The organism is Thermobifida fusca NBRC 14071 = JCM 3263 (assembly GCF_001592045.1).
GTDB classification, from domain to species: domain Bacteria; phylum Actinomycetota; class Actinomycetes; order Streptosporangiales; family Streptosporangiaceae; genus Thermobifida; species Thermobifida fusca.
This window is the reverse complement of sequence record NZ_BCWB01000016.1, coordinates 37,449-59,525: the sequence shown is the minus strand read 5'-3', so window position 1 is coordinate 59,525 and position 22,077 is coordinate 37,449. Positions and strand designations below refer to the sequence as shown.

General features: G+C 68.4%; 23 protein-coding genes and 1 pseudogene. 12 read left to right on the top strand and 12 right to left on the bottom strand.

The window, feature by feature from the left end; all coding sequences use genetic code 11:
- The 6 genes and pseudogenes from TF1_RS02960 to TF1_RS02940 all read left to right on the top strand — a co-directional run.
- Positions 1-738: pseudogene (locus tag TF1_RS02960) on the top strand (nitrate- and nitrite sensing domain-containing protein); the annotation flags it as partial.
- Positions 739-939: 201 nt separating this feature from the next.
- Positions 940-1,341: a roadblock/LC7 domain-containing protein gene (locus TF1_RS02955; protein WP_011291388.1), complete on the top strand. Its 402-nt coding sequence runs from the start codon at positions 940-942 to the stop codon at positions 1,339-1,341.
- A gap of 20 nt (positions 1,342-1,361) precedes the next feature.
- The gene (locus TF1_RS15705; protein WP_011291389.1) at positions 1,362-1,856 is read left to right on the top strand and encodes a DUF742 domain-containing protein; all 495 of its coding nucleotides are present in this window, start codon (positions 1,362-1,364) and stop codon (positions 1,854-1,856) included.
- A gap of 34 nt (positions 1,857-1,890) precedes the next feature.
- Entirely contained in the window at positions 1,891-2,478 is a 588-nt protein-coding gene (locus TF1_RS02950) for a GTP-binding protein (RefSeq protein WP_011291390.1), read from the top strand.
- A 110-nt stretch (positions 2,479-2,588) separates the two neighbouring features.
- Positions 2,589-3,380 carry a class I SAM-dependent methyltransferase gene (locus TF1_RS02945; protein WP_011291391.1) on the top strand — a complete coding sequence of 264 codons (792 nt, stop codon included), beginning with the start codon at positions 2,589-2,591 and terminating at the stop codon, positions 3,378-3,380.
- A 136-nt stretch (positions 3,381-3,516) separates the two neighbouring features.
- Positions 3,517-3,951, top strand: coding sequence for a CBS domain-containing protein (locus TF1_RS02940; RefSeq protein WP_011291392.1), 435 nt, complete (start codon positions 3,517-3,519; stop codon positions 3,949-3,951).
- Positions 3,952-4,030: 79 nt separating this feature from the next.
- On the opposite strand, the gene TF1_RS02935 is transcribed toward TF1_RS02940, so the two are convergent.
- Genes TF1_RS02935 through TF1_RS02925 form a run of 3 tightly spaced genes read right to left on the bottom strand, consistent with a single transcriptional unit; the run spans position 4,031 to position 8,925 of the window.
- Positions 4,031-5,185 (bottom strand): acyl-CoA dehydrogenase family protein, encoded by a 1,155-nt coding sequence (locus tag TF1_RS02935; protein WP_011291393.1) that lies wholly within the window; start codon positions 5,183-5,185, stop codon positions 4,031-4,033.
- Positions 5,185-7,275: an acetyl/propionyl/methylcrotonyl-CoA carboxylase subunit alpha gene (locus TF1_RS02930; protein WP_011291394.1), complete on the bottom strand. Its 2,091-nt coding sequence runs from the start codon at positions 7,273-7,275 to the stop codon at positions 5,185-5,187. The genes TF1_RS02935 and TF1_RS02930 overlap by 1 nt, the downstream gene beginning before the upstream one ends.
- Before the next feature lie 24 nt (positions 7,276-7,299).
- Positions 7,300-8,925 (bottom strand): carboxyl transferase domain-containing protein, encoded by a 1,626-nt coding sequence (locus TF1_RS02925; protein ID WP_011291395.1) that lies wholly within the window; start codon positions 8,923-8,925, stop codon positions 7,300-7,302.
- 99 nt (positions 8,926-9,024) lie between these two features.
- Here TF1_RS02925 and TF1_RS02920 point away from each other — a divergent pair, with 99 nt between their 5' ends.
- Both TF1_RS02920 and TF1_RS02915 read left to right on the top strand, forming a co-directional pair.
- Entirely contained in the window at positions 9,025-9,597 is a 573-nt protein-coding gene (locus TF1_RS02920) for an SACE_7040 family transcriptional regulator (RefSeq protein ID WP_011291396.1), read from the top strand.
- A gap of 76 nt (positions 9,598-9,673) precedes the next feature.
- Positions 9,674-11,029 carry an NAD(P)/FAD-dependent oxidoreductase gene (locus TF1_RS02915; RefSeq protein ID WP_061783614.1) on the top strand — a complete coding sequence of 452 codons (1,356 nt, stop codon included), beginning with the start codon at positions 9,674-9,676 and terminating at the stop codon, positions 11,027-11,029.
- Positions 11,030-11,115: 86 nt separating this feature from the next.
- Here TF1_RS02915 and TF1_RS02910 read toward each other — a convergent pair whose 3' ends face one another.
- The 3 genes from TF1_RS02910 to TF1_RS02900 form a co-directional block, all read right to left on the bottom strand.
- Positions 11,116-11,322, bottom strand: a complete 207-nt coding sequence (locus tag TF1_RS02910) for a heavy-metal-associated domain-containing protein (RefSeq protein WP_011291398.1) — start codon at positions 11,320-11,322, stop codon at positions 11,116-11,118.
- Positions 11,323-11,358: 36 nt separating this feature from the next.
- Complete coding sequence (locus tag TF1_RS02905; RefSeq protein ID WP_016188425.1) at positions 11,359-11,646, bottom strand: metal-sensitive transcriptional regulator; 288 nt, start codon at positions 11,644-11,646, stop codon at positions 11,359-11,361.
- 101 nt (positions 11,647-11,747) lie between these two features.
- Positions 11,748-12,392: a hypothetical protein gene (locus tag TF1_RS02900; protein WP_016188426.1), complete on the bottom strand. Its 645-nt coding sequence runs from the start codon at positions 12,390-12,392 to the stop codon at positions 11,748-11,750.
- Positions 12,393-12,580: 188 nt separating this feature from the next.
- On the opposite strand from TF1_RS02900, the gene TF1_RS02895 reads away from it, so the two are divergent.
- The 3 genes from TF1_RS02895 to TF1_RS02885 all read left to right on the top strand — a co-directional run bounded on the left by TF1_RS02895 (position 12,581) and on the right by TF1_RS02885 (position 14,318).
- A complete protein-coding gene (locus tag TF1_RS02895; RefSeq protein WP_016188427.1) occupies positions 12,581-12,835 on the top strand; it encodes a DUF2630 family protein in 255 nt (84 codons plus the stop codon).
- Positions 12,836-12,949: 114 nt separating this feature from the next.
- Positions 12,950-13,612 (top strand): DUF4126 domain-containing protein, encoded by a 663-nt coding sequence (locus tag TF1_RS02890; protein ID WP_061783613.1) that lies wholly within the window; start codon positions 12,950-12,952, stop codon positions 13,610-13,612.
- A 52-nt stretch (positions 13,613-13,664) separates the two neighbouring features.
- Positions 13,665-14,318, top strand: a complete 654-nt coding sequence (locus TF1_RS02885) for an HAD family hydrolase (RefSeq protein ID WP_016188429.1) — start codon at positions 13,665-13,667, stop codon at positions 14,316-14,318.
- A gap of 81 nt (positions 14,319-14,399) precedes the next feature.
- Here the strand turns inward: TF1_RS02885 and TF1_RS02880 are convergent, their stop codons facing one another.
- From TF1_RS02880 to TF1_RS02870, 3 genes are all read right to left on the bottom strand, one after another.
- The gene (locus tag TF1_RS02880) at positions 14,400-15,014 is read right to left on the bottom strand and encodes a superoxide dismutase (RefSeq protein ID WP_011291404.1); all 615 of its coding nucleotides are present in this window, start codon (positions 15,012-15,014) and stop codon (positions 14,400-14,402) included.
- Between the two features lie 294 nt (positions 15,015-15,308).
- Positions 15,309-15,764, bottom strand: a complete 456-nt coding sequence (locus TF1_RS02875; protein WP_061783612.1) for a MaoC family dehydratase — start codon at positions 15,762-15,764, stop codon at positions 15,309-15,311.
- A 151-nt stretch (positions 15,765-15,915) separates the two neighbouring features.
- Positions 15,916-16,287, bottom strand: coding sequence for a hypothetical protein (locus tag TF1_RS02870; protein ID WP_011291406.1), 372 nt, complete (start codon positions 16,285-16,287; stop codon positions 15,916-15,918).
- A 222-nt stretch (positions 16,288-16,509) separates the two neighbouring features.
- Here TF1_RS02870 and TF1_RS02865 point away from each other — a divergent pair, with 222 nt between their 5' ends.
- Complete coding sequence (locus tag TF1_RS02865) at positions 16,510-17,616, top strand: RNA-guided endonuclease InsQ/TnpB family protein (protein ID WP_061783611.1); 1,107 nt, start codon at positions 16,510-16,512, stop codon at positions 17,614-17,616.
- A 410-nt stretch (positions 17,617-18,026) separates the two neighbouring features.
- Here the strand turns inward: TF1_RS02865 and TF1_RS02860 are convergent, their stop codons facing one another.
- The 3 genes from TF1_RS02860 to TF1_RS02850 all read right to left on the bottom strand — a co-directional run bounded on the left by TF1_RS02860 (position 18,027) and on the right by TF1_RS02850 (position 21,825).
- Positions 18,027-19,157 carry an enolase C-terminal domain-like protein gene (locus TF1_RS02860; protein ID WP_011291407.1) on the bottom strand — a complete coding sequence of 377 codons (1,131 nt, stop codon included), beginning with the start codon at positions 19,155-19,157 and terminating at the stop codon, positions 18,027-18,029.
- A gap of 137 nt (positions 19,158-19,294) precedes the next feature.
- Positions 19,295-20,416 (bottom strand): alanine dehydrogenase, encoded by a 1,122-nt coding sequence (ald, locus tag TF1_RS02855; RefSeq protein WP_011291408.1) that lies wholly within the window; start codon positions 20,414-20,416, stop codon positions 19,295-19,297.
- 113 nt (positions 20,417-20,529) lie between these two features.
- Positions 20,530-21,825, bottom strand: coding sequence for an amidohydrolase family protein (locus TF1_RS02850; protein ID WP_038043458.1), 1,296 nt, complete (start codon positions 21,823-21,825; stop codon positions 20,530-20,532).
- Between the last annotated feature and the right edge of the window lie 252 nt (positions 21,826-22,077).

Below are 22,077 nucleotides of genomic sequence, written 5' to 3'. Positions count from 1 at the left end.
GCTGCGGACACCGTGGGATCGTCCCGCACCGGCGGGCAGAGCGTCTACGGCTACTCCCTGGACCGGCCGGGACAGCGCTCCGCTCACCCGCTCGGGGACACGCGCAGCAGCACCTCGGAGCGGCAGGGCTGGCAGCAGAATCCGCTGTCGTCGTCCTACTCCAGCGGTAGCGGCCGCACCGAGCAGCCCGAGGTGCGGGAGGGCTACGGATCCACCGCCTACCTGTCCAAGCGGTACGGCCCGGGAAGCGGAAACCAGAACACGATCATTCCGCCGTCCCCGGAGCACGAGTCCAACGAGCCGCTGCCGATCTTCGACTCCATCGAGTCGAACTGGTTCCGTCGCCGCACAGTGCGTCCGGCGGTGACGACGACGGAAACCGGTCCGATCAGCGCCGTCAGCACGCCCGACGGGCTGGGCACCGAGCCTGCTGCTCCTGCTCAGCAGCAGAGCCAGCAGCCCCGCCCCGAGGACGAGTGGCGTTCGGCTGCGGACGCCGGTTGGAAGACCGCGGCGGAACGGGCCAGTGCACCGATTGCGGGTGGCATTACCGCCTCGGGCCTGCCGAAGCGGATTCCGCGCGCGAACCTGGTGCCGGGTGCTGCTCCGGCTCCGGAGAACTTCAAGCAGATCACGTCGCGCTCCGCGGAGCGGGTGCGCAGCCGGTTCTCCAGTTTCCAGCAGGGCATCCGTCAGGGACGCGACGCCCTGAACAAGCGCTCGTCCCAGGAGGAATAATGTCCGATTTGAAGGTCGGTGTCCCGTGACGTTGCAGCCGACCAGGCCTATGCCAGGGAGTGGATACCAGATGCCCAATGAATTAACATCATCTGCACTTCCCGGACATGGCATCGCAATCAAGTCATCCGCGAAAAACTCTCGGCTGTCGGCCGTTTACCCAATCGGTCGATGTGAAGGCTGGGACCGACAGGAGAGCAGATGAGTCAACCGGTTAATGAACTCAACTGGCTGATCACTGACTTCGCCAATCGTGTGCCCGATGTGGCTCACGCGATTGTGGTGTCGTCGGACGGTCTACCGTTGGCGGCTTCAGCCGGGTTCCCTGCTGACCGTGCCGACCAGTTGGCTGCGATCGCCTCCGGTCTCTCCAGCCTCACACAAGGTGCAGCCCGGGTCTTTGAAGGCGGAGCAGTCGCGCAGACCGTGGTTGAGATGGAGCGTGGGCTGCTCCTTATCATGGCCATCAGCGACGGATCATGCCTTGCGGTGCTCGCTGCCGCCGAATGTGACCTCGGTCTGGTCGGCTACGAGATGACACTGCTCGTAGAGCGGGCCGGCCGGGCACTGACTCCGGCAGCACGCACTCCGGGCGTCCACTGACCCACCACCGACAGGAGGAAGTGGTGGCACCACCTCACGGTAGAGACTCCGGGAGCGCCTCATGGTTTGGCGACCCGTCAGCCAGTGCCTCGAGGCCGCTGTCCGACCCGCTAGCCGGTGGAGAACCGCCTACCACCCCACAGGTCACCGGGCAGCAGTGGTCCATCGGTGAAAGCGCGCCGAGTTCGTTGGTACGGCCTTACGCGGTGACCCGTGGCCGGACCAAGCCGAAGACTCATCTGCCGTTGGAAGCACTGATTTCCACGACCGCGACGGCGCGTAGCGAGTTCGGGACGCTTACTCCCGAATGCCAGGCGATTACCGACCTGTGTCGGGAGTGGCGATCAGTGGCGGAGATCTCTGCCCTGTGCCGGATACCGCTCGGTGTCGCGCGAGTTCTGGTGGCGGATATGGCAGAACAGGGTCTTGTGCAGATCAGGTCGTCGCTGAACACCGACAGCCGGCCCAATGTCAACCTGCTTGAAAGGGTACTCAGTGGACTTCGCAAGCTCTAGCCCGGCCGACGAGGGCGGTGCTGTGGCGAATGCGATGACGTCGGTGAAGATCGTCGTCGCCGGGGGCTTCGGCGTCGGGAAGACGACGTTTGTGGGGTCGGTCTCTGAGATCGTTCCACTGACCACCGAAGCGGTGATGACTAGCGCCAGCGTCGGAGTCGACGACTTGGCGAAAACACCGGACAAGCAGACGACCACAGTCGCCATGGACTTCGGTCGGGTGTCCCTCGACTCCGACCTCATCCTCTACCTGTTCGGTACCCCCGGGCAGCACCGCTTCTGGTTCATGTGGGATGACTTGGTCAAAGGAGCCATCGGCGCGGTGGTCCTGGTGGACACCCGCCGCCTGGCGGACTGCTTCCCGGCCATCGACTACTTCGAAGAAGCGAAGCTGCCGTTCATCGTCGCAATCAACGGTTTCGACTCTTACTTCCCCCACTCGATCAGCGAGGTGCGGGACGCCTTGACGCTCAGCGAGGACATTCCGATCGTGCAGTGCGACGCCCGGGACCGGGCGTCCACCAAGGCGACGCTGATCCGCCTGGTGGAGCACGCGATCGCGGTCGGGGACGCCTCCGCGGAGCAGACTACCCCCACGGGCGGCCACCCCTCCTGGCGGTAGGGAAGATTACCGAGGATTCGGGTCCGGCACCTGGTGCCGGGCCCCCTTTTTTGCCGCGTCTCCCGGCGGTGGTGCTGGACCTGGGTTCGGTGACCAGGAATCATGCGGGCATGACTTTCCACGATGAACGCAGGGCTTTCTGGGAGGAGCGCCTCGACGCGGACTGGACGGAGACCGGGGTCGGCTACCGGGCTTTGGGTCGGTCGTTCAACGAGTGGATGTACCGGGTGCGCCAGGAGGTGTTCGCGGAGCGGGTGGGGGCGCTCGCCGTGGACTGGTCTCGGGCGCGGGTGTTGGACGTGGGCTCGGGGACCGGGTTCTATGTCCGCGCCTGGCAGCGGTTGGGCGCGGTCGCGGTCACTGGCTGCGATTTGACGGAGGCCGCGGTGGTGCGGCTGCGGGAGCGGTTTCCGGGGTTGCGGTTCGAACGGGTGGATATCGCCGACCCGCAGGGGGTGTTCGACGAGGCTGAGTTCGACGCGGTCTCCTGTATGGACGTGCTGTTCCATATCACGGACGACGAGCGTTACGCGGCCGCGGTGAAGTCGATCGCCCACCTGGTGCGGTCTGGCGGGTATTTCGTGTTCTCGGAGAATTTCCTGCACCGTCCGGCCCAGCGCGGCGTCAACCAGGTCAACCGTCCGTTGGAGTGGATCACTGCCCGGTTGGATGAGGCCGGGTTCGACGTGGTGCACCGGTCGCCGTTCCTCATGCTCATGAACGCGCAGGTGGATGCGGGGCCGGTGTGGCGCAAGCTGTGGGGCGGCCTGCTGCGCGCGGTGACGCTCACCGAGCCGACGGGGTGGCTGGCCGGGGCGGCGCTCTACCCGTTGGAGCGGCATTTGGTGCGCACGCGGATGGAGAGCCCGACCACGGAGATCATGATCTGCCGCCGCCGATGAATCTGTTTTGTGGATTTATGTGGTGTTTTGTCCGGTTCGTGGATGTGGTTCGGGCTGGTGGGTAGAAGCCCCCACAGTTCCCGTCCGCGCACAGACCAGCGGATTGTCGCGGGAACGGAACAAAGGGGGGAGAATCATGACCACAGCCAAGGACATCATGCACGAGGGTGTCCAGTGCATTGAGACGAACACGAACCTGGTGACCGCGGCGCGCATGATGCGGGACCTCGGAGTCGGTGCTCTGCCGATCTGCGGGGAGGACAACCGACTGAAGGGCATCATCACGGACCGCGACATCGTGGTGAAGTGCCTGGCGGAAGGCAAGGACCCGAACACCTGTAACGCGATCGAGCTCGCCGAGGGCACCCCGTTCTACGTGGACGCCTCCGACGACATTGAGACCTTGCTGCAGGAGATGACGCAGCACAAGGTCAAGCGGATGCCGGTGATCGAGAACAAGCAGCTCGTCGGCATTGTGAGCGAGGCGGACCTTGCCCAGCACTTGCCGGAGGAAGAGCTCGGCCGGTTCGTGGAGGCGATCAAGTCGGGCCCGCCCGACCACATCGTCTGAGCCGGGTGGCGTGATGACCGCGGGCGGTTCTCTGCCCGGCGGCGGGGGACCGCCCGCCGGTCCGCATGGCTGCCGGCCGCTAGGCGGGCAGTCCGAGTTCCCGGGCGATGACCATCCGCTGGATTTCTGAGGTGCCTTCGCCGATTTCGAGGATTTTGGCGTCGCGGTAGAAGCGTCCGACCGGGTATTCGTTCATGAACCCGTAGCCCCCGAAGATCTGGGTGGCGTCGCGGGCGTTGTCCATGGCCGCGTGGGACGCGACGAGTTTGGCGATGGCGGCTTCTTTTTTGAACGGCTGCCCGGCCAGCAGGCGTGCGGCCGCGTCGTAGTAGGCGAGCCGGGCGGTGTGCACGCGGGCGGCCATGTCCGCGATCTTGAATTGGATCGCCTGGTAGCGGCCGATTTCGCGGCCGAAGGCGACGCGCTGGCCGACGTAGCGCAGGCATTCGTCGACGCAGCCTTGGGCGAGTCCGACGGCGAGCGCGGCGATAGCGATGCGGCCTTCGTCGAGGATACTCAGGAATTGGGCGTAGCCGCGGCCGCGTTCGCCGAGGAGGTTGGCTTCAGGGACCCGGCAGTCGGTGAACACGAGTTCGTTGGTGTCGGAGGCGCACCAGCCGACTTTGGAGTACCGCTGGCCAATAGTGAAGCCGGGAGTGCCGGCGGGGACGATGATCGCGGAGATTTCGGGGCGTCCGTCGGGCCGTTGTCCGGTGACCGCGGTGACGGTGACGAGCGCGGTGATGTCGGTGCCGGAGTTGGTGATGAAGCTTTTGGTGCCGTTGATGACCCATTCTCCGGCATCGAGGCGGGCGGTGGTGCGGGTGGCGCCCGCATCGGAGCCGCCTTCGGGTTCGGTGAGGCCGAACGCGCCGAGGGCTTCTCCGGAGCAGAGCCGGGGCAGCCAGGTGGCTTGCTGTTCAGGGGTGCCGAACCGGTAGATCGGCATTGCGCCGAGGGAGACGGCGGCTTCCAGGGTGATGGCGACGGACGAGTCGACGCGGGCGAGTTCTTCCAGGGCGAGGCAGAGCGCCAGGTAGTCGCCGCCCATGCCGCCGACGTCTTCGGGGAACGGCAGGCCGAACAGGCCCATGCGCCCCATGGCGGCGACGATCTCGTAGGGGAAGGCGGCGCGTTCGTAGTAGTCGCCGATGACAGGCGCGACTTCGGTGCGGGCGAATTCGGCGACGGTGCGGCGCAGTTCTTCGTGTTCGTCGCTGAGACGGTAGGACATCAGCGCGGCTCCTCGGTAGCAGCAGTGGTCGACGGAACGTGGGTGGCGGCCGGGGCGGCCGCCGGGGTGACGACGGCGAGGAGGGCATCAAGGGGAACGGACTGTCCGGGACGGGCGTGCAGTTCGGTGACGGTGCCGTCGACGGGTGCGGCCACGGGGTGCTCCATTTTCATGGCTTCGACGACGGCGAGGGTCTGTCCGGCGCGGACGGTGTCGCCGACGGCGACGGGCACGTCGAGGACGGTGCCGGGCATGGGGCTGCGCACGGCGCCGTCGGCGTGCCCGCTGGTGCGGCGCAGCGGGGCGGTGCGGGGGGCGTCGCGGAAGCACCAGGCCGCGCCCGCATGGCCGAGCCACAGGTCGTGCCCGTCCGTGGCGCGGGTGTAGTGGCGGGCCTGGCCCGCGTAGGTGACGTGCAGGCTGCGCCCGTCTGGGGAGCGGACCGCGGTGGCTTCGTGCGGGTCGGCGTCGGCGACGCGCACGTGGAAGCGGTGCGGGTGGTCGTGGTCGGCGCGGACGCGCACGGTGACGGGGTCGCTGCCGGGCGAGTGGAGCCGCCACACGGTCCACGCGGGTTCGCCGAGCCGCCACCCGTCGGGGATGGTGAACCGGTTGGCGGGGTCGCTGGTCGCGACCAGGTCGAGGTGCCGGTCGAGGGCCGCGGCGGCGAGCACGTCGGGGCCTGCCTGGAGGGCTGGGGCGAGCTCGGGGTGGAGGTGTTCGACGAGCCCGGTGCTGAGCTGTCCGGCGGCGACGTCGGGGTGGGCGAGCAGGGCGCGGAGGAACGCGGTGTTGGTGCCGCAGCCGAGCAGTGTGGTGCGGGCGAGGGCCGCGTCGGCGCGGCGGAGCGCACTAGCGCGGTCGTGGTCCCAGACGACGAGTTTGGCGAGCAGCGGGTCGTAGGCGGAGGTGACGGTGGTGCCTTCGCTGATGCCGGAGTCGACGCGGATGCCGGGCCCGTGGGGTTCGGCGACGTGGAGGATGCGGCCGCCGGTGGGCAGGAAGTTCCGCGCCGGGTCTTCCGCATAGATGCGGCATTCGATCGCGTGCCCCTGCCAGGTGATGTCGTCTTGGGTGAACGGCAGGGCTTCGCCGAGGGCGATGCGGAGTTGCGCTTCCACCAGGTCGATGCCGCGGGTGCCGCGGATGGCGGTGACGGCTTCGGTGACGGGGTGTTCGACTTGGAGCCGCGTGTTCATTTCGAGGAAGAAGAAGCGGTCGGTGTCGTCCCCGGGCACGATGAATTCCACGGTGCCCGCCCCCACGTACCCGCAGGCGCGTGCCGCGGCCACAGCGGCCTGGCCCATGGCGTTCCGCTGCTCGGGGGTGAGCAGCGGGGAGGGGGCTTCTTCCACGATCTTCTGGTGGCGGCGCTGGAGGCTGCATTCGCGTTCCCCCAGGTGGACGATGGTGCCGTGCGTGTCGGCGAGGATTTGCACTTCGATGTGGCGGGGGCGGGCGACGTACCGTTCCGCGAGCAGGGTGGCGTCGCCGAAGGCGGCGCGGGCTTCGCGGCGGGCGGCGGCTGCGGCGTCCGCGAGCTCGTCCGGGCTGTGGACGAGCCGCATGCCTTTCCCGCCGCCGCCAGCGGAGGGTTTGAGGAGCAGGGGGTAGCCGATCTGTGCGGCTGCGGCGGTGAGGTCGGTTGCGGACAGGGGGTGGCCGGGGTCTTCCGCGAATCCGGGGAGGACGGGCACTCCGGCGGCGGCCACGGTCTGTTTGGCGCGGATTTTGTCGCCCATGGCGGCGATCGAGTCCGGGGTCGGGCCGACGAAGACGAGTCCGGCCGCAGTGCAGGCGCGGGCGAAGCCGGCGTTTTCGGCGAGGAACCCGTAGCCGGGGTGGATGAGGGCTGCTCCGCTGGCGTGTGCCGCGGCGATGATCGCGTCCCCGTCCAGGTAGTCGGGGATGCGTAGCGCGCTGTCGGCGGCGCGCACGTGGGGCGCGTCCGCGTCCTGGTCGGTGTAGACGGCGATGGCGGGCAGGGCGAGCTGCCGCAGGGTGCGGATGATCCGCACGGCGATTTCGCCCCGGTTGGCGACGAGGACAGCGGGGGCGGTGCGTAGCGGTGCGGGAAACGGTGTGGTCATCGCGGTGCTCCGTTCTGCTGCGGGCTACATGCGGAAGACGCCGTAGCCCACCGGGTCGAGCGGGGCGTGGCGGGCGGCGGAGAGGGCGAGGGCGAGGACGGTGCGGGTGTCGACGGGGTCGATGACGCCGTCGTCCCACAGGCGCGCCGTGGAGTAGTAGGGGTTGCCTTGCTCTTCGTAGCGCGCCCGGATGGGGGCTTTGAACGCTTCTTCCTCTTCAGCGGACCAGTCTTCGCCGCGTGCGGCTTTCTGGTCGCGGCGTACGGTGGCGAGCACGGAGGCGGCTTGTTCCCCGCCCATGACGGAGATGCGGGCGTTCGGCCACATCCACAGGAAGCGCGGCGAGTAGGCGCGCCCGCACATGCTGTAGTTTCCGGCGCCGAAGGAGCCGCCGATGATGACGGTGAATTTGGGGACGCGGGCGCAGGCGACGGCGGTGACCATTTTCGCGCCGTGTTTGGCGATGCCGCCGGCTTCGTAGTCGCGGCCCACCATGAACCCGGAGATGTTCTGCAGGAAGACGAGGGGGATGGCGCGCCGGTCGCACAGTTCGATGAAGTGGGCGCCTTTGAGCGCGGATTCGGAGAACAGGATGCCGTTGTTGGCGATGATGCCGACGGGGTGACCGTGCAGGTGCGCGAACCCGGTGACGAGGGTGGGCCCGTAGTCGGCTTTGAATTCGGTGAATTCGCTGGCGTCGACGAGCCGTGCGATGACTTCCCGCACGTCGTAGGGGGTGCGGGTGTCGGTGGGGATGATGCCGTACAGTTCCGCGGGGTCGGCTGCGGGGGGCCGGGGTTCGCGCACGTCCCAGGCGGGTGCGGGCCGCGGGCCGAGGGTGGCGACGATGCGGCGGACGATGGCGAGGGCGTGTGCGTCGTCGTCGGCGATGTGGTCGACGACTCCGGAGACGCGGGCGTGGACGTCGCCGCCGCCGAGTTCTTCCGCGGTGACGACTTCGCCGGTGGCGGCTTTCACGAGCGGGGGCCCGCCGAGGAAGATGGTGCCTTGGTTGCGGACGATGACGGCTTCGTCGCTCATGGCGGGCACGTAGGCGCCGCCGGCAGTGCAGGAGCCGAGGACCGCGGCGATCTGCGGGATGCCGCGCTGCGACATGGTGGCCTGGTTGTAGAAGATGCGGCCGAAGTGGTCGCGGTCGGGGAAGACTTCGTCCTGCATGGGCAGGAACGCGCCGCCGGAGTCGACGAGGTAGATGCACGGCAGGTGGTTGTGCAGGGCGACTTCTTGGGCGCGGAGGTGTTTTTTGACGGTCATCGGATAGTAGCTGCCGCCTTTGACGGTGGCGTCGTTGGCGACGATGACGGTTTCGCGTCCGGAGACGCGTCCGATGCCGGTGATGATCCCTGCGGCGGGTGCGTCGTTCCCGTCGGGGCCGTACATGCCGTGGGCGGCGAGCGGGGAGAGTTCGAGGAAGGGCGTGCCCGGGTCGAGGAGGGCGTCGATCCGTTCGCGGGCGAGGAGTTTGCCGCGGGCTTTGTGGCGTTCGCGGGCGTGCGGGGGCCCGCCGCGGGCCGCGTCGGCCAGGCGGCGGCGGAGTTCCGCGGCGAGGGCGCGGTTGGTTTCGGCGTTGGCGTGGAAGGCGGGGCTGGTCGGGTCGATAGCGGAGGTGAGTGTGGCCGTCCCGCTCATGGTTCCTCCCCCTCCGATGTTAATGAGCATTAACAGGACCGATGTTAATACTTGCTAACATTGGCGTCCAGGATTTGGGGACCATTCGGGAGGTCACGCGTGCGTACCCGCGGGGGAGACCGTCGGGCAGCGATCCTGCGTGCGGCCGCTGAGCTGTTCGCCGCCCGTGGTTTTCGCAGCGTGTCCATCGAGGACTTGGGACGCGCTGTCGGCACGACCGGTCCCGCGCTCTACCGCCATTTCCCCGGCAAGGAAGCGCTGCTGGCGGAGGTGCTGCTCGACATCAGCGAACGGCTGCTGCGCCAGGGCACCGAGCACGTGGCCGCCCACCCGGATCCGAACGACGCGTTGGATGCGCTGCTCCGCGGCCATATCGCTTTCGCACTGGCCGAACCGGCGCTCATCACGGTGCACGACCGGGAACTGCTGCACGTGCCCGAAGAGCCGCGCCGGAAGATCCGCCGCCTCCAGCGCGCCTACCTGGAACAGTGGGTGGACGTCCTGGCCGCGGTGCGTCCCACCACCCCCACGCCGGTGCTGCGCACCGCGGTGCACGCCACGTTCGGCCTGCTCAACTCGACCCCGCACAGCGCGGGGGAACTGGACCGGGACCATCTGGCCGAGCTGCTGTTCACGATGGCCCGCACGGCACTGCTCGCCGCGGGGAAGTAGTCCGCGGGCGTGTTTGGCGCCCTAGTCCACGGGCAGCGGGAAGGGCGAGCAGACGCCTGACAGGGGAGGTCCGACGATGGCACGGCCGCGCATCGTCGTGGTCGGCGCGGGTTTTGCGGGTCTGACCGCGCTGCGCCGACTCGAACAGAGGATTCCAGAAGGCAAGGCCGAGATCGTACTCGTCGCACCCAACGACTACATGCTCTACCAGCCGCTGCTGCCCCAAGTGGCGTCCGGCCTGCTGACCCCGCAGTCGATCGCTGTCTCTCTGCACCGGCAACTGCACCGCACCCACATCATTCCGGGGATCGCCGTCGGCTTGGACACGGACCGGAACACGGTGGTGGTCCGCAAGATCTCCGGCGAGTACTCCTATGAGCGCTACGACCGGCTGATTCTGGCGCCCGGCAGCGTGACCCGGACGTTCAACATCCCCGGGCTGATCGAGCACGCCCGCGGCAACAAGAACCTGGCCGAGGCGGTGTACTTGCGCGACCACGTGCTGGCCCAGCTGGAGTTGGCGAACGCCAGCGACGACCCGGCGGAGCGCGACGAGCGGTGCACGTTCATCGTGGTGGGCGGCGGCTACACAGGGGTGGAGACCGCGGCGTCCTTGGAGCTGCTGTGCGAGGCAGCGTGCAAGCAGTATCCGAAGCTGCGCCCGCACATCCAGTGGAACGTAGTGGACATCGCCCCCCGCTTGATGCCGGAGCTGGGCGAGCATCTGGGGCAGAAGACGATGGAGCTGCTGCGCCAGCGCGGGATCGAAGTGTCGCTGGGGGTGTCGGTCCGCGAGGTGACCGAGGACAAGGTGACGTTGACCGACGACCGGGTGCTGCCGTGCCGCACGTTGATCTGGACGGCGGGCACTGCGCCGAGCCCGCTGATCGCGGCGACCGGGCTGCCCACGGAACGCGGGAAGCTCTCGGTGGGCGCGGACTTGTCGGTGCCCGGGCATCCGGAGATTTTCGGGATCGGTGATTCCGCCGCCGTCCCCGATTTGAGCAAGGGCGAGGACGGGGCGCTGTGCCCGCCTACCGCCCAGCACGCGTCCACCCAGGGGCCGGTGGCGGCCGACAACGTGATTGCTTCGCTGCTGGGCCGGTCGACGAAGCACTACTACTACCGGGACCGCGGCCTGCTCGTGGATTTGAGCGGCCGGGACGCGGTGGCCCGCCCCTTCGGGGTGGAGTTCAACGGGACCGCGGCCTTGGCGTTGACCCGGGCCTACCACTTGTATTCGCTGCCGTCGGGACCGGCCCGGATGCGGGTGGCCGCCAACTGGCTGATCCAGGCGCTGCTGGGCTGCGACGTGTCCCGCCTGGGGTTCCTCAACCGCAGCGTGGAGACGCTGGTGGACGTGGAGGAGTACTCCCGCTACCTCAAACCCGAGCAGGCCAAGGAGCGGGTGGGGCTGGCCGTGGGCGGATAGCCGCCCCACTGCCGTGGTCCGGTACGGCGGGGCACTCGGGTGTGCGGTGCCAGGTGCTGCGGCCGCCGTACCGGAGCGGGCCGGGGTCAGGCGACGACTTCGTAGCCTGCTTCCGCTACCGCGGCGCGGATCTGCTCGTCGCTGAGCGGGGCCGTGCTGTCGATTTCGACCCGCCCGCTCTCCAGGTCCACCCGCACGTCGGTCACCCCGGGCAGTTCGCTGATTTCTTCCTTCACCGAGCTCACGCAGTGCCCGCAGGTCATGCCGGTGACGGTGATGGTGGTACTGGCCATGGTGACCCTCGTCTCTTGGTCGGTGTCCACAAACGGTCAGGAGCGGACCAGTCGGGCGATCGCTTCGGACGCTTCGCGGACCTTCGTTTCGGCTTCGCTGCCGCCGTTGGCGAGGGCGTTGGCCACGCAGTGGTGGAGGTGCTCCTCGAGGAGCGACAGGGCAAAGGATTGGAGCGCCTTCGTTACCGCGGAGGTCTGGGTGAGGATGTCGATGCAGTAGGCGTCGTCCTCGACCATCCGCTGGAGGCCGCGTACTTGTCCTTCGATCCGGCGGAGCCGGTTGAGGTGCTGCCGCTTGTTGTCGTGGTAGCCGTAGGCGGCCATCGCGGTGTTCTCCTGTCGACTGGTCGCTTCCTCGAACAATGATACCCCCCACGGGTATTTCCGGGGTGGGGCGGACAGACCGGGAGCCCAGGCTTCCCGGCTCATTGCTGCTGGTTGTCGCGGTCGCTGGGAGCCGGGCGGGCCGGGTGCAGGCCGAGGCGGCGCAGCTCGAGGGCGGCGAGTTCCGCCACGACCCGCTCGTCTCCGGAGCGCCACGCCTCCGCCGGGTCGTCGTGGAGGCGGCACAGCGCGGGCACGGGCGCGGCGGTCAGGGCGCGCAGCGCGAGCAGGCGGGTCCCGGCCTCGCCGGGAAGCCGGGTGAGCTGCCGGGCCTGGCTGGCCTGCCGGATCCAGCGGAGCCGGACGGGCAGCCAGGCGCCGAGCGCGACCGCGACCGCCAGCACCGCGACAGCCACCGCGGTGAGCAGGGCGAATTCCGCCGCGGTCTGCTGGAGTCCTGTTCCGGCGGCGCTGAGGTCGTCCCCGGTCGCTTCCAGCCGGGCCAGGGGCGCGGCCAGGTCGTCGCCGACGAACGGCACGTTCCGCGCTGCTTCGGCTGCGCTGGCCATGTGGCTGGCGAGGCCGTCGCCCGCGTCGTGGAGGAGGACGCCGGGGCGGGCGAGCGCCGCCAGGGCCCGGTGCAGCGCGACCGCAGTCCACACTCCGAGCGCGATCCAGGCGAGCGCGAGCAGGTCGCCGCCGAGTTGCAGGGCACGGCGCAGGGGACGGTCAGCGTAGATCGTCATGGGGCTCCCAGAGAACAGCGATCAGGGGGTGTCGGACGATACAGGTGTGTCCGGCGTCGACAGTGGGTGTTCCCCCGCCCGCCGCAGCCAATCCGGCGTTCCGGGCATACCTCCGCATACCGTCAATGACCTGCAAAACGTGGCGTGGTGGGCTTGTATGCCGGAGCGCACGGGCTGAGCATGGGGGCATGAACGGACAGCACACTCGTGAAGAGGAGCTCATCCGGCAGATCGGGGAGCTGGTCACCGAGGAGCGTGCGCTGCGGCAGCAGCCCGGGCACCGGTTGAGCGCCGCCGAGTACGAGCGGATCAAACAGGTGGAGCGCGCGTTGGACCAGTGCTGGGATCTGCTGCGCCAACGGCGGGCGAAAGAGGAGTTCGGCGAAAATCCCGACGAAGCGCGCCCGCGCTCTATTTCCCAGGTCGAAGAGTACCAACAGTAATCTTCATGGAATTCGCGGTGTACGGGGAAAACCTCAGCAAAGTAATCCGCGTCTCATCGGCTGAAAGATCCCCTTACGTCTCCTCGCGAGGCGACGGAAGAAAAGGCACCGCGAGTGGAAATACTGACCGGAATTGGCCTGTCATCGTCGGCCGGCCTGAACGCTTACGTTCCTCTCCTGGTGGCGGGGCTGCTTTCCCGCTACACCGATCTACTGTCGCTTGGTCCTTCCTGGCAGTGGCTGGAAAGCCCGTGGGCACTGGGAATTCTGGCTGTCCTGCTGATTGTTGAACTGTGCGCGGACAAGATCCCCGCGTTGGACCACATCAACGACATCATCCAGACCGTGGTGCGCCCCACTTCCGGCGGCATTGTCTTCGGTGCGAGCGGAAGCGCGGTACTGGGGGAGCCCGAGGTCGCGGGTGATGCGGCTGCGGCCAGTGTCGGGGGAGACGTCAGCGTGTGGCTGGCGGTTGTCGGTGCGGCGATCGCCCTCTTCTTCCATTTGATGAAGGCCGCGATCCGCCTGCTGGTCAACATGCTCAGCGTCGGAGTCGGCGCGCCGGTGCTCAGCACGATGGAGGACGCCGCCAGTGTGGCGATGGCGATCCTCGCCGTGCTGCTGCCGGTCCTGGTCGTCATCGCAGTCGTGGCCACGGCCGGGCTCGGGATCTGGCTGCTGGTGCGGTTGCGCCGTCGGCGCAAGCAGAAGAAGGCGGAGAAGGCGGCGCAGCAGGACCACCAGCAATGGCCGGAGGCGCAGCAGCCGCACGCCTAGCCCGGTGACAGCGGAAGCTTAGAGTACAGGTGTGGTAGAGCAATCCCTGAGTGTGCGCAACGGTATCCGACACATCGTCTGGGACTGGAACGGCACGCTTCTCGACGACAATCACGCCAATCTCGCCGCGGCCAACCACGTGTGCGAGATGTTCGGCGTGCCGCCGATGACGTTGGAGGACTGGCGGAAGATCTTCCGCCGCCCTCTGGTCCCGTTCTACGAGGAGCTGTTGGGCCGTCCGCTGAGCGATGAGGAATGGCAGCGGCTGGACGCCGCCTACAACAGCTACTATCAGCGGCTCCTGCCGTCCTGCCGGCTCGCTGACGGTGCGGTGGACACGTTGCACCAGTGGCGTCGCGCGGGCGGTACGCAGTCGCTGCTGTCCATGGCCGCCCACGACCACCTGGTTCCGGTGATCACCGAGTTCGGCCTGGTGTCGCACTTCACCCGGGTGGACGGGCGGCAGCGGACCACCGACGCCGATTCGAAGGCCGAGCACCTGGCTGCCCACTTGGACGCCCAGGGCATCGACCCGGCCACGGTGGTGCTCATCGGGGATATCGACGATGACGCGCACGCGGCCCGCATGGTGGGCGCCAAAGCGGTTCTGGTGGCCACGGGGCTGATGAGCAGGGAACGGCTGGAAGCCACCGGGCACCCGGTTGCTGATTCGCTCACCGAGGCGGTGCAGCTCGTGCACGGCTGAGGCGGGCGAGCATGGCAACGGGGCGGCACCCGTGGTGGGCGCCGCCCCGCAGCATGTGTGGCGACGTGGAACCGACTGGGGTCAGCCGAGGGCGACCTTGCGGGCGTCCTCGAACCGCTTGGCCACGTCGGCCCAGTTCACCACGTTCCAGAACGCCTTCACGTAGTCGGCCTTGACGTTCTTGTACTGCAGGTAGAAGGCGTGCTCCCACATGTCGAGCATGAGCAGCGGGTAGGAGCCGGCAGCCAGGTTGCCCTGGTGGTCGTAGAGCTGCTCGATGATGAGCCGCTGGCCGAGGATGTCCCAGGCGAGGATCGCCCAGCCCGAGCCCTGGATGCCGGTGGCGGCGGCACTGAAGTGGGCGCGGAAGGCGTCGAAGGATCCGAAGGCGTCGTCGATGGCAGCGCCGAGCTCGCCTTCCGGCTTGTCGCCGCCGTCCGGCGACAGGTTCGGCCAGAACACGGTGTGGTTGACGTGGCCGGCCAGGTTGAAGGCGAGGTTCTTCTGCAGCAGGTTGACCTTGCTCAGGTCGCCCTTCTCCCGGGCCTCCGCCAGCTGCTCCAGAGCGTCGTTGGCGCCCTTGACGTAGGCGGCGTGGTGCTTGTCGTGGTGCAGCTCCATGATCTCGCCCGAGATCCACGGCTCCAGAGCGGAGTAGTCGTAGGGCAGTTCAGGAAGCGTGTACGGCGCGGACATCTACGCACCTTTCAATCTCTAGAGATCTGACAGTTGACCCCTGCGAAAGCTCGCTGAACAGAAAACTATCAGCCCACGGGAGTTCTGTTCGGTATCGCCTCTGCCACAGGGGTTTTCGACGGTTGCGACCCGCCTTCGCCCTTCGCTACCCGCTGCGGTTTTCCTCATGCGTACGCCCGCGTTGAGCTGGCTTTTCCGGACGGCTGTCCGGTTGCGGCCAGGCGGCGGCCCGGGGAGTGTATCCCCGTGGTCGCCGGGGGCGGCCGCAGGGGTGCGGCCACCCCCGGGGCCTGGCTAGGGGACGACGAGGCTGAGCGCTTCGGCGACGAGCGCGGGCCGGTCTTCCCCGTCGATTTCGACCTCGTGCCGCATGGTGAGCAGGATGCCTTTGGGGGTTTCTTTGGCTTCGGCGAGTTCGAGGCTGTCGCGGATGCGGGAGCCCACCCGCACCGGTTGGAGGAAGCGGACTTTGTTGAGCCCGTAGTTGATGGCCATGGCAGGGGATTTCTGCAGCCGGTAGATCTGCCAGGCGAACATGGGCAGCAGGGACAGGGTGAGGAAGCCGTGGGCGATGGTGCTGCCGAACGGTCCGGCAGCGGCGCGTTCCACGTCGACGTGGATCCACTGGTGGTCGCCGGTGGCGTCGGCGAAGGTGCTGATCTGGTCTTGGGTGACGGTGTGCCACGGGCTGTGTCCCAGGTGGCTGCCTTGCGCGGCGGCGAGCGCGTGGATGTCGGCGAATTCCCGCATGCGTGCTGCGCCCCTTTCTCAGTCCGGTCGGCACCCCACCACGAGGAACCGACTGGTTGGTATGGCTTGGGGATTACAGTACCGCCCCGCGAACGGGGACGGGCCGGACGCTCCCCGCTTGCGGGGCGGAGGGTGCCGCGGGCCCCGCAGCCTAGCCGTAGAGCAGCTCTTCCAGGCGGCGCTGGGGCACTTCCAGGTATTGGGCGATGTCGGGCAGGGACAGGCCCGCCTCGGTGAGGCCCTGCACGATCTCCCGCACTTTGACCGTGGCGATGCGGGTGGCTTCGTCAGCCATGTGCACCGCCCGCCGCGCCTCTACTGCGAGCTGGTCGAGATCCTTGTTCACCTGGGGCTGCAAGTCGATGTGGACGGTGCGCTCGTCCAAAGAGAGCTGGGCGCAGACGAACTCCTTGGCTCGTGCGGAGGCTTCGACCAAGGAGGGCGACCAGGTGACCCCCACATCGGCGACCTGGAGCTCCCAGCCGTTCTCCCATTTGCGGGCGTGCACCTCGTACAGAGCCACCGATCTTCCTTTCCGTGGATGCGTGGGTGTGGCTGTCACCCACGGGGTGTGCGGGCAGTGACGCCACCACGAAAGTGCAGCAGCGCGGCTCTCAGCACAAGAGCATTCATAAAGATCTCATCGTTCTTCTGGCGCGGAGACCCCGGGCTTCAGCCCTGGGGAGGAAGCGCCATCCTCCCATCGCAGATCGTTCTTAACTGATCTTCTAGTAAAATGTGAGACATGGCGCAGCTTGTGAAGCGGGCCTACAAGTACCGCTTCTACCCGACCCTCGAGCAGGCCGAAGAACTGCTTCGGACGTTCGGCTGCGTCCGCCTCGTCTACAACAAGGCCCTGGAGGAGCGGACCCGCGCCTACACCCAAGAGGGCCGCCGCGTCTCCTACGTGGAGACCTCGGCCGCGCTCACCCAATGGAAGAGAACCCCCGAACTCGCGTTCCTGAACGAGGTGTCGTCGGTTCCGCTCCAGCAAGCATTGCGGCACCTTCAGGCGGCGTTCGCGAACTTCTTCGCCAAGCGGGCCAAGTACCCCACGTTCAAGTCCCGGAAGAAGTCGCGGGCGTCGGCGGAGTACACCCGCTCGGCGTTCCGCTACCGGGACGGCACGCTGACGTTGGCGAAGATGAGCGAGCCCTTGCGCATCGTGTGGTCTCGTCCCCTCCCAGAAGGTGCAGAGCCGTCCACGGTGACGGTGTCGCGCGACAACGCGGGACGCTGGTTCGTGTCCATCCTGGTCGAGGAGAAGATCCGCCCGCTGCCGCCGACCGGGAGCAAGGTCGGGGTGGACGCTGGGATCACCGCCCTGGCCACCCTCTCCACCGGGGAGAAGATCACCAACCCCCGGCACGAACGCCGCGACCGGCGAAAGCTCGCCCGTGCGCAGCGGGCCCTGTCCCGCAAGGCCAAGGGGTCGGCGAACCGGGAGAAGGCCCGCCGCAAGGTCGCCCGCATCCACGCGCGGATCACCGACCGGCGCCGCGATTTCCTGCACAAAATCACCACTCGGCTCGTCCGTGAGAACCAAACGGTCGTGATCGAGGACCTGACCGTCCGCAACATGGTCAAGAACGGGCGGCTGGCCCGCGCCATTTCCGACGCATCCTGGCGGGGATTCCGCTCGATGCTGGAGTACAAGTGCGCCTGGTACGGCCGAGAACTGCTGGTCGTGGACCGCTGGTTCCCTTCCTCCAAGCTGTGCTCGGCATGCGGCACCCTGCAAGAGAAGATGCCGCTGAACGTCCGTACCTGGCAGTGCGCCTGCGGCGCGGCCCATGACCGGGACGTCAACGCCGCACGCAATATCCTCGCCGCCGGGCTGGCGGAGAGGTAAAACGCCTGCGGAGGGCCGGTAAGACCGGCCCCGGAGTCTTCCGGGGAGGCGCGGCCCGATGAAACAGGAAGCCCGACCCGGTGACGGGTTGGAATCCCCCGGCTTCAGCCGTGGGGAGGAAGTCAACATCAGATGCCCGCCAGGGGATTGGGGCGGTTTTCCACAGCCTCGCGTTGTCCAGCGGGAAAGCTACTGGACAGTGGCCTCAACCGGCCACGCAGCCCACGGGGGAGAACCGGATTGCGTAATGTCCGTAATCTTTTTCTGGTCCTGCCGCGACCAACGCCCGCGCCGCAGTTTCCCACCAGGATCAACAGGGTGTGCCGCGGAGAGCGGCCCGCTGCTGTCCGCGGCGTGGCTGGGCCTGCGCCGCAGGGTTTCGGTCACGGCCCGGCGGGGCGGGCACCCGCTCAGGCGAGGGAGCCCACCGACGCCGAACGCACCGTCAACGTGTCCACGGTCCGCTGGTCCACTTCGTGGCCGAGCCCCGGCTGGGTGAGCGGCACCGCCACCACCCCGTCGTGGGAGCGCACCGTGGGGGAGACCAGGTCAGGCACGAACCGTTCCCCGGCAGGCGGCATCTCGCACGGCAGGGTGGTGCCGGGGAGGGTGGCCAGGGCGACGACCGCGGCCCTGCCCAACCCCGATTCCTGGTCGGAGCCGCACCACACCTGCCATCCCGCGTCCACGGCCCGGTCGTGGGCCCGCCGGGCCTGGGTGATCCCGCCCATGCGGACGATCCGCAGGTTCAGCGCGGACGCTGCTTCCATGCGGATCGCCTCGTCCAACCGTTCCAGGGAGTCCACCGAGTCGTCCAGCGCCACCGGGGTGCGCAGGCTGCGGTTCAACCGGGCGTGCGCGGCCAGGTCCCCGGCAGGGAAGGGCTGTTCGATCGCGAGCAGGCCGTAGTCGTCGAGGGAGCGCAACGCGTCCAAGTGCTCCGGGCTTTCGGTGTAGCGGCCGCCTCCGTCGACTTGCAGCACAAGCGACGGGTACGCCTCCCGGACGGCACGCACCGCCTCCACGTCCCAGCCGGGGCGGATGTGCAGCCGCACCCGCTTGTATCCCGCACCGACCTGCCGGTTCACTTCCTGGACCAGGAGTTCGAGGGAGGGCTGCGGTCCCAGGGTGACTCCGGCGGTGACTGCGGTGCGCACCCCGCCGAGCGCGTGCGCGAGCGGAATGCCGCGCTGCCGGCTCCACAAGTCCCAGCAGGCAGTGTCCAACGCGGCAGCCACGGCAGGCCGGGGAGCAAGGGGCTGCCAAGCGGCTGCAGCCTCAGTGGGACGCTGCCAGCGGTGCCCCACGAGAGCGGGGGCGTACTCGTCCACCAGGGCATCCCACAGGTCGCGGTCGGCGCGCGGAATCTCTCCCCAACCGCTCGCCCCGGTGTCGTCCCGCACCCGGACCAGGATGTGCCGCACGAAGCGGTCGGACTCGCCGGGGGACCGCTGCGGCCGGGGCCGCGTCAACGCCAGTCGGACGAGTCGGATTTCCACGGCCGCCACACGGGTAAGGGTCGTCGGCTCCGTGCGTGACACTGACCTGTCGCCTCCCACATACCGGGTCACGGCCGGGTGTCTGGCCGCTGTCCTGCACCATTGACGGTATCTGTTCTACCGGCCCGACCACTAGAGGAACGGCGGGGGGACGGAAAGACGGTGCCGCGGGGCAGGGGCTATCCCGCGGCCACGACTTCGGTGACGGTGCGCGCCGCCATCCCGTGGGCTTGGGCCACGGCCTCGTTGGTGAGTTCTCCCGCGAACGTGTTGAGGCCTGCGGCGAGCGCCGGGTCGTCGGCGAGCGCGTCCCGCCAGCCTTTGTTCGCCAGGGCCAGCGCGTAGCGCAGCGTGTCTTTGGTCAGCGCCTGCGTGGCCGTGGTGGGCACCGCGCCGGGCATGTTCGACACGCAGTAGAACACCGTGTTGTGCACCGGGTACGTGGGGTCGGAGTGGGTGGTGGGCCGCGAGTCGGCGAAGCAGCCGCCTTGGTCGACGGCGATGTCGACGAGCACGGTGCCGGGTTTCATCTGGGCGACCAGGTCGCTGCTGATCAGAGTGGGGGCTTTCGCGCCGGGGATGAGCACTGCTCCGATGATGAGGTCGGATTCCAGGGCGGTCCGTTCAATCTCGTAGGCGGTGGACGCCAGCGTCCGCACCCGGCCTTGGAACACGGCGTCCGCCCGGCGCAGTTTGGCGATGTCGATGTCGAGCAGGGTGACTTCCGCGCCCATGCCCGCCGCGACTTGGGCGGCGTTCATGCCGGAGACACCCGCGCCGAGCACCATGACTTTGGCGGGCCCCACACCGGGCACTCCGCCGAGCAGGACGCCGCGGCCGCCGTTGGAGCGCTGCAAGGCGGTCGCGCCGACTTGGGGGGCGAGCCGTCCCGCGATCTCCGACATGGGCGCCAACAAGGGCAGGGACCCGTCGGGAAGCTGCACGGTTTCGTAGGCAATCGCGGTGACTCCGTGCTTGAGGAGGGCTTCGGTGCAGTCCCGGGACGCCGCCAGGTGCAGGTAGGCGAAGAGCACTTGGCCGGGGCGGAGCCGGTGGTATTCCTCGGGGACGGGTTCTTTGACTTTGAGGACGAGGTCGGCCGCTCCCCACACTTCGTCGGCGCTGTCGATGATGCGGGCGCCCGCGGCCGCGTATTCGGCGTTGCTGATGGCCGAGCCGACACCGGCGTCGCGTTCGATGAGGACGTCGTGGCCGTGCCGGACGAGCTCCTGGACGCCGGCCGGGGTGATAGCTACTCGGTATTCATGGTCTTTGATTTCACGGGGCACGCCGACGCGCACGGTTCCTCCTCGGTGTCGAGCAGATGTGTTCCCCTACCGATCCCGGTGGCGCGTCCCACTTGTGGGGACGACGACCGGGGTCGCCGCCGCGCCGTGAGACTTCCGCGGTGCCCTTAGCGATAGGCGGACAGCAGGGGACCACCACGCGGCGAGGGGTCGTTGTCCGCGTCTGAAGGTACCGGGATACCGCACAGCCACGTACCGGTCACTCGGCCTTGCAGCCTCCTCCCCCGGTAGGGCCCTCCGTCGGATGCGGGCACCCGTTGGAAGGTGTCCGGTTCGAAAGCGACCAGGTCAGCGTCGTAGCCGACTTGGATGCGCCCTTTGGTGGCGAGTCCCATCAGCTCGGCGGGGCGTTGCGCGGTCCACTGGGTGAGTTCGGCGAGGCCGCAGCCGCGTTTCTGGGCTGCGGTCCACAGTGCGGGCAGGGTCCAGCGGATCGCGGAAATCCCGGTTCCCGGCCGGTTCCCGGAGCCGACCGAGTCGACGATGACGTCCCCGAAGGATTCCGCCCCGTGCAGGAGGGCGTTCCACAGTGCTTGGCGGTTGGCGTCGGACCGCAGCGGGGGACGGCACCGGTAGGAGGGGTCGGTGTCGGGTACGTGCTCGGCGGGCAGGCACAGGTAGTGCGGGCAGGTTTGGGCGCTGACGGGGATGCCGATGTCCCGGGCCGCGGCGAGGATGGCCGCGCATTCCGCGGCGACGAACGGGGAGATGTGGACGCGGGCCCCGCTGGAGCGGGCCGCGGCGAGCACCCGTTCCAGGCCGCGCCGTTCGGCGCGCGGCGGCCGCGCGGCAAGCAGCGCACTGTTGCCGGGGCCGACGACGGTGCCGAGTTCGTTGGCGTCTTCGGCGTGGACGACGATGGGCACGTCCATGGTGGCGACTTCCGCCATGCTCTTGCTGAGGTGGATGTCGTCGAGGGCGGGCAGGCCCATGAGTTCGTCGGACAGGGAGCAGGCGAAGCCGACGACTCCGTTGGCGCGCAGGTCGGCGAGTTCCGCGGAGCTGCTGCGCGGCGTGATCCCGCCGAGGAAGGCGACGTGGGTGGCGCTGTTGCTGGCTGAGGCGTGCAGGTGGGCGCGGAGCGCTTCGGTGGAGGTGATGGCGGGCTGGGCGGGCGCGGGGGCGACGACGAGGGTGGTGATGCCCCCGGCCGCGGCTGCCCGGGTCGTGCGGGCATACCCTTGCGACAGCAGTTGGCCGGGGGCTTGCACGGCAGCGTCGACGTCCACCATGCCGGGCAGGAGTGCGGTCTCACCGAGGTCGACTTCTTTCCGGCTGGGTAGGTCGTCGAAGTAGTCGGCGACGGCAGCGATGCGCCCGTCGGCGACGGCGACCGCTGCGGGACCCACACTCGTGGGAGTGACTGCGCGTCGGGATCGGATGACGAGATCGTATTGGCGCACTTGGCCCCCTTGTGTGGTTGTCGCCGACAGCCGCCCACGCCGGTGCCGCGGCCCGGCGTGGACGTCGGGTGGCGGCGTGGCCGGATGCCCCGCCCCCCTCCAGCAGGGCGCCGGCCAGGTGCCGCTCATGGCCATTGTCTCCACCAATCGGCTGTCGCGGGGGCTTTTCGCCATACTGAAGTTGAGTTTCTACGGTCCGTAATGGATTCTGAAAGTGGCGATACCGACACATACGGTACTTATGCGGGTGGA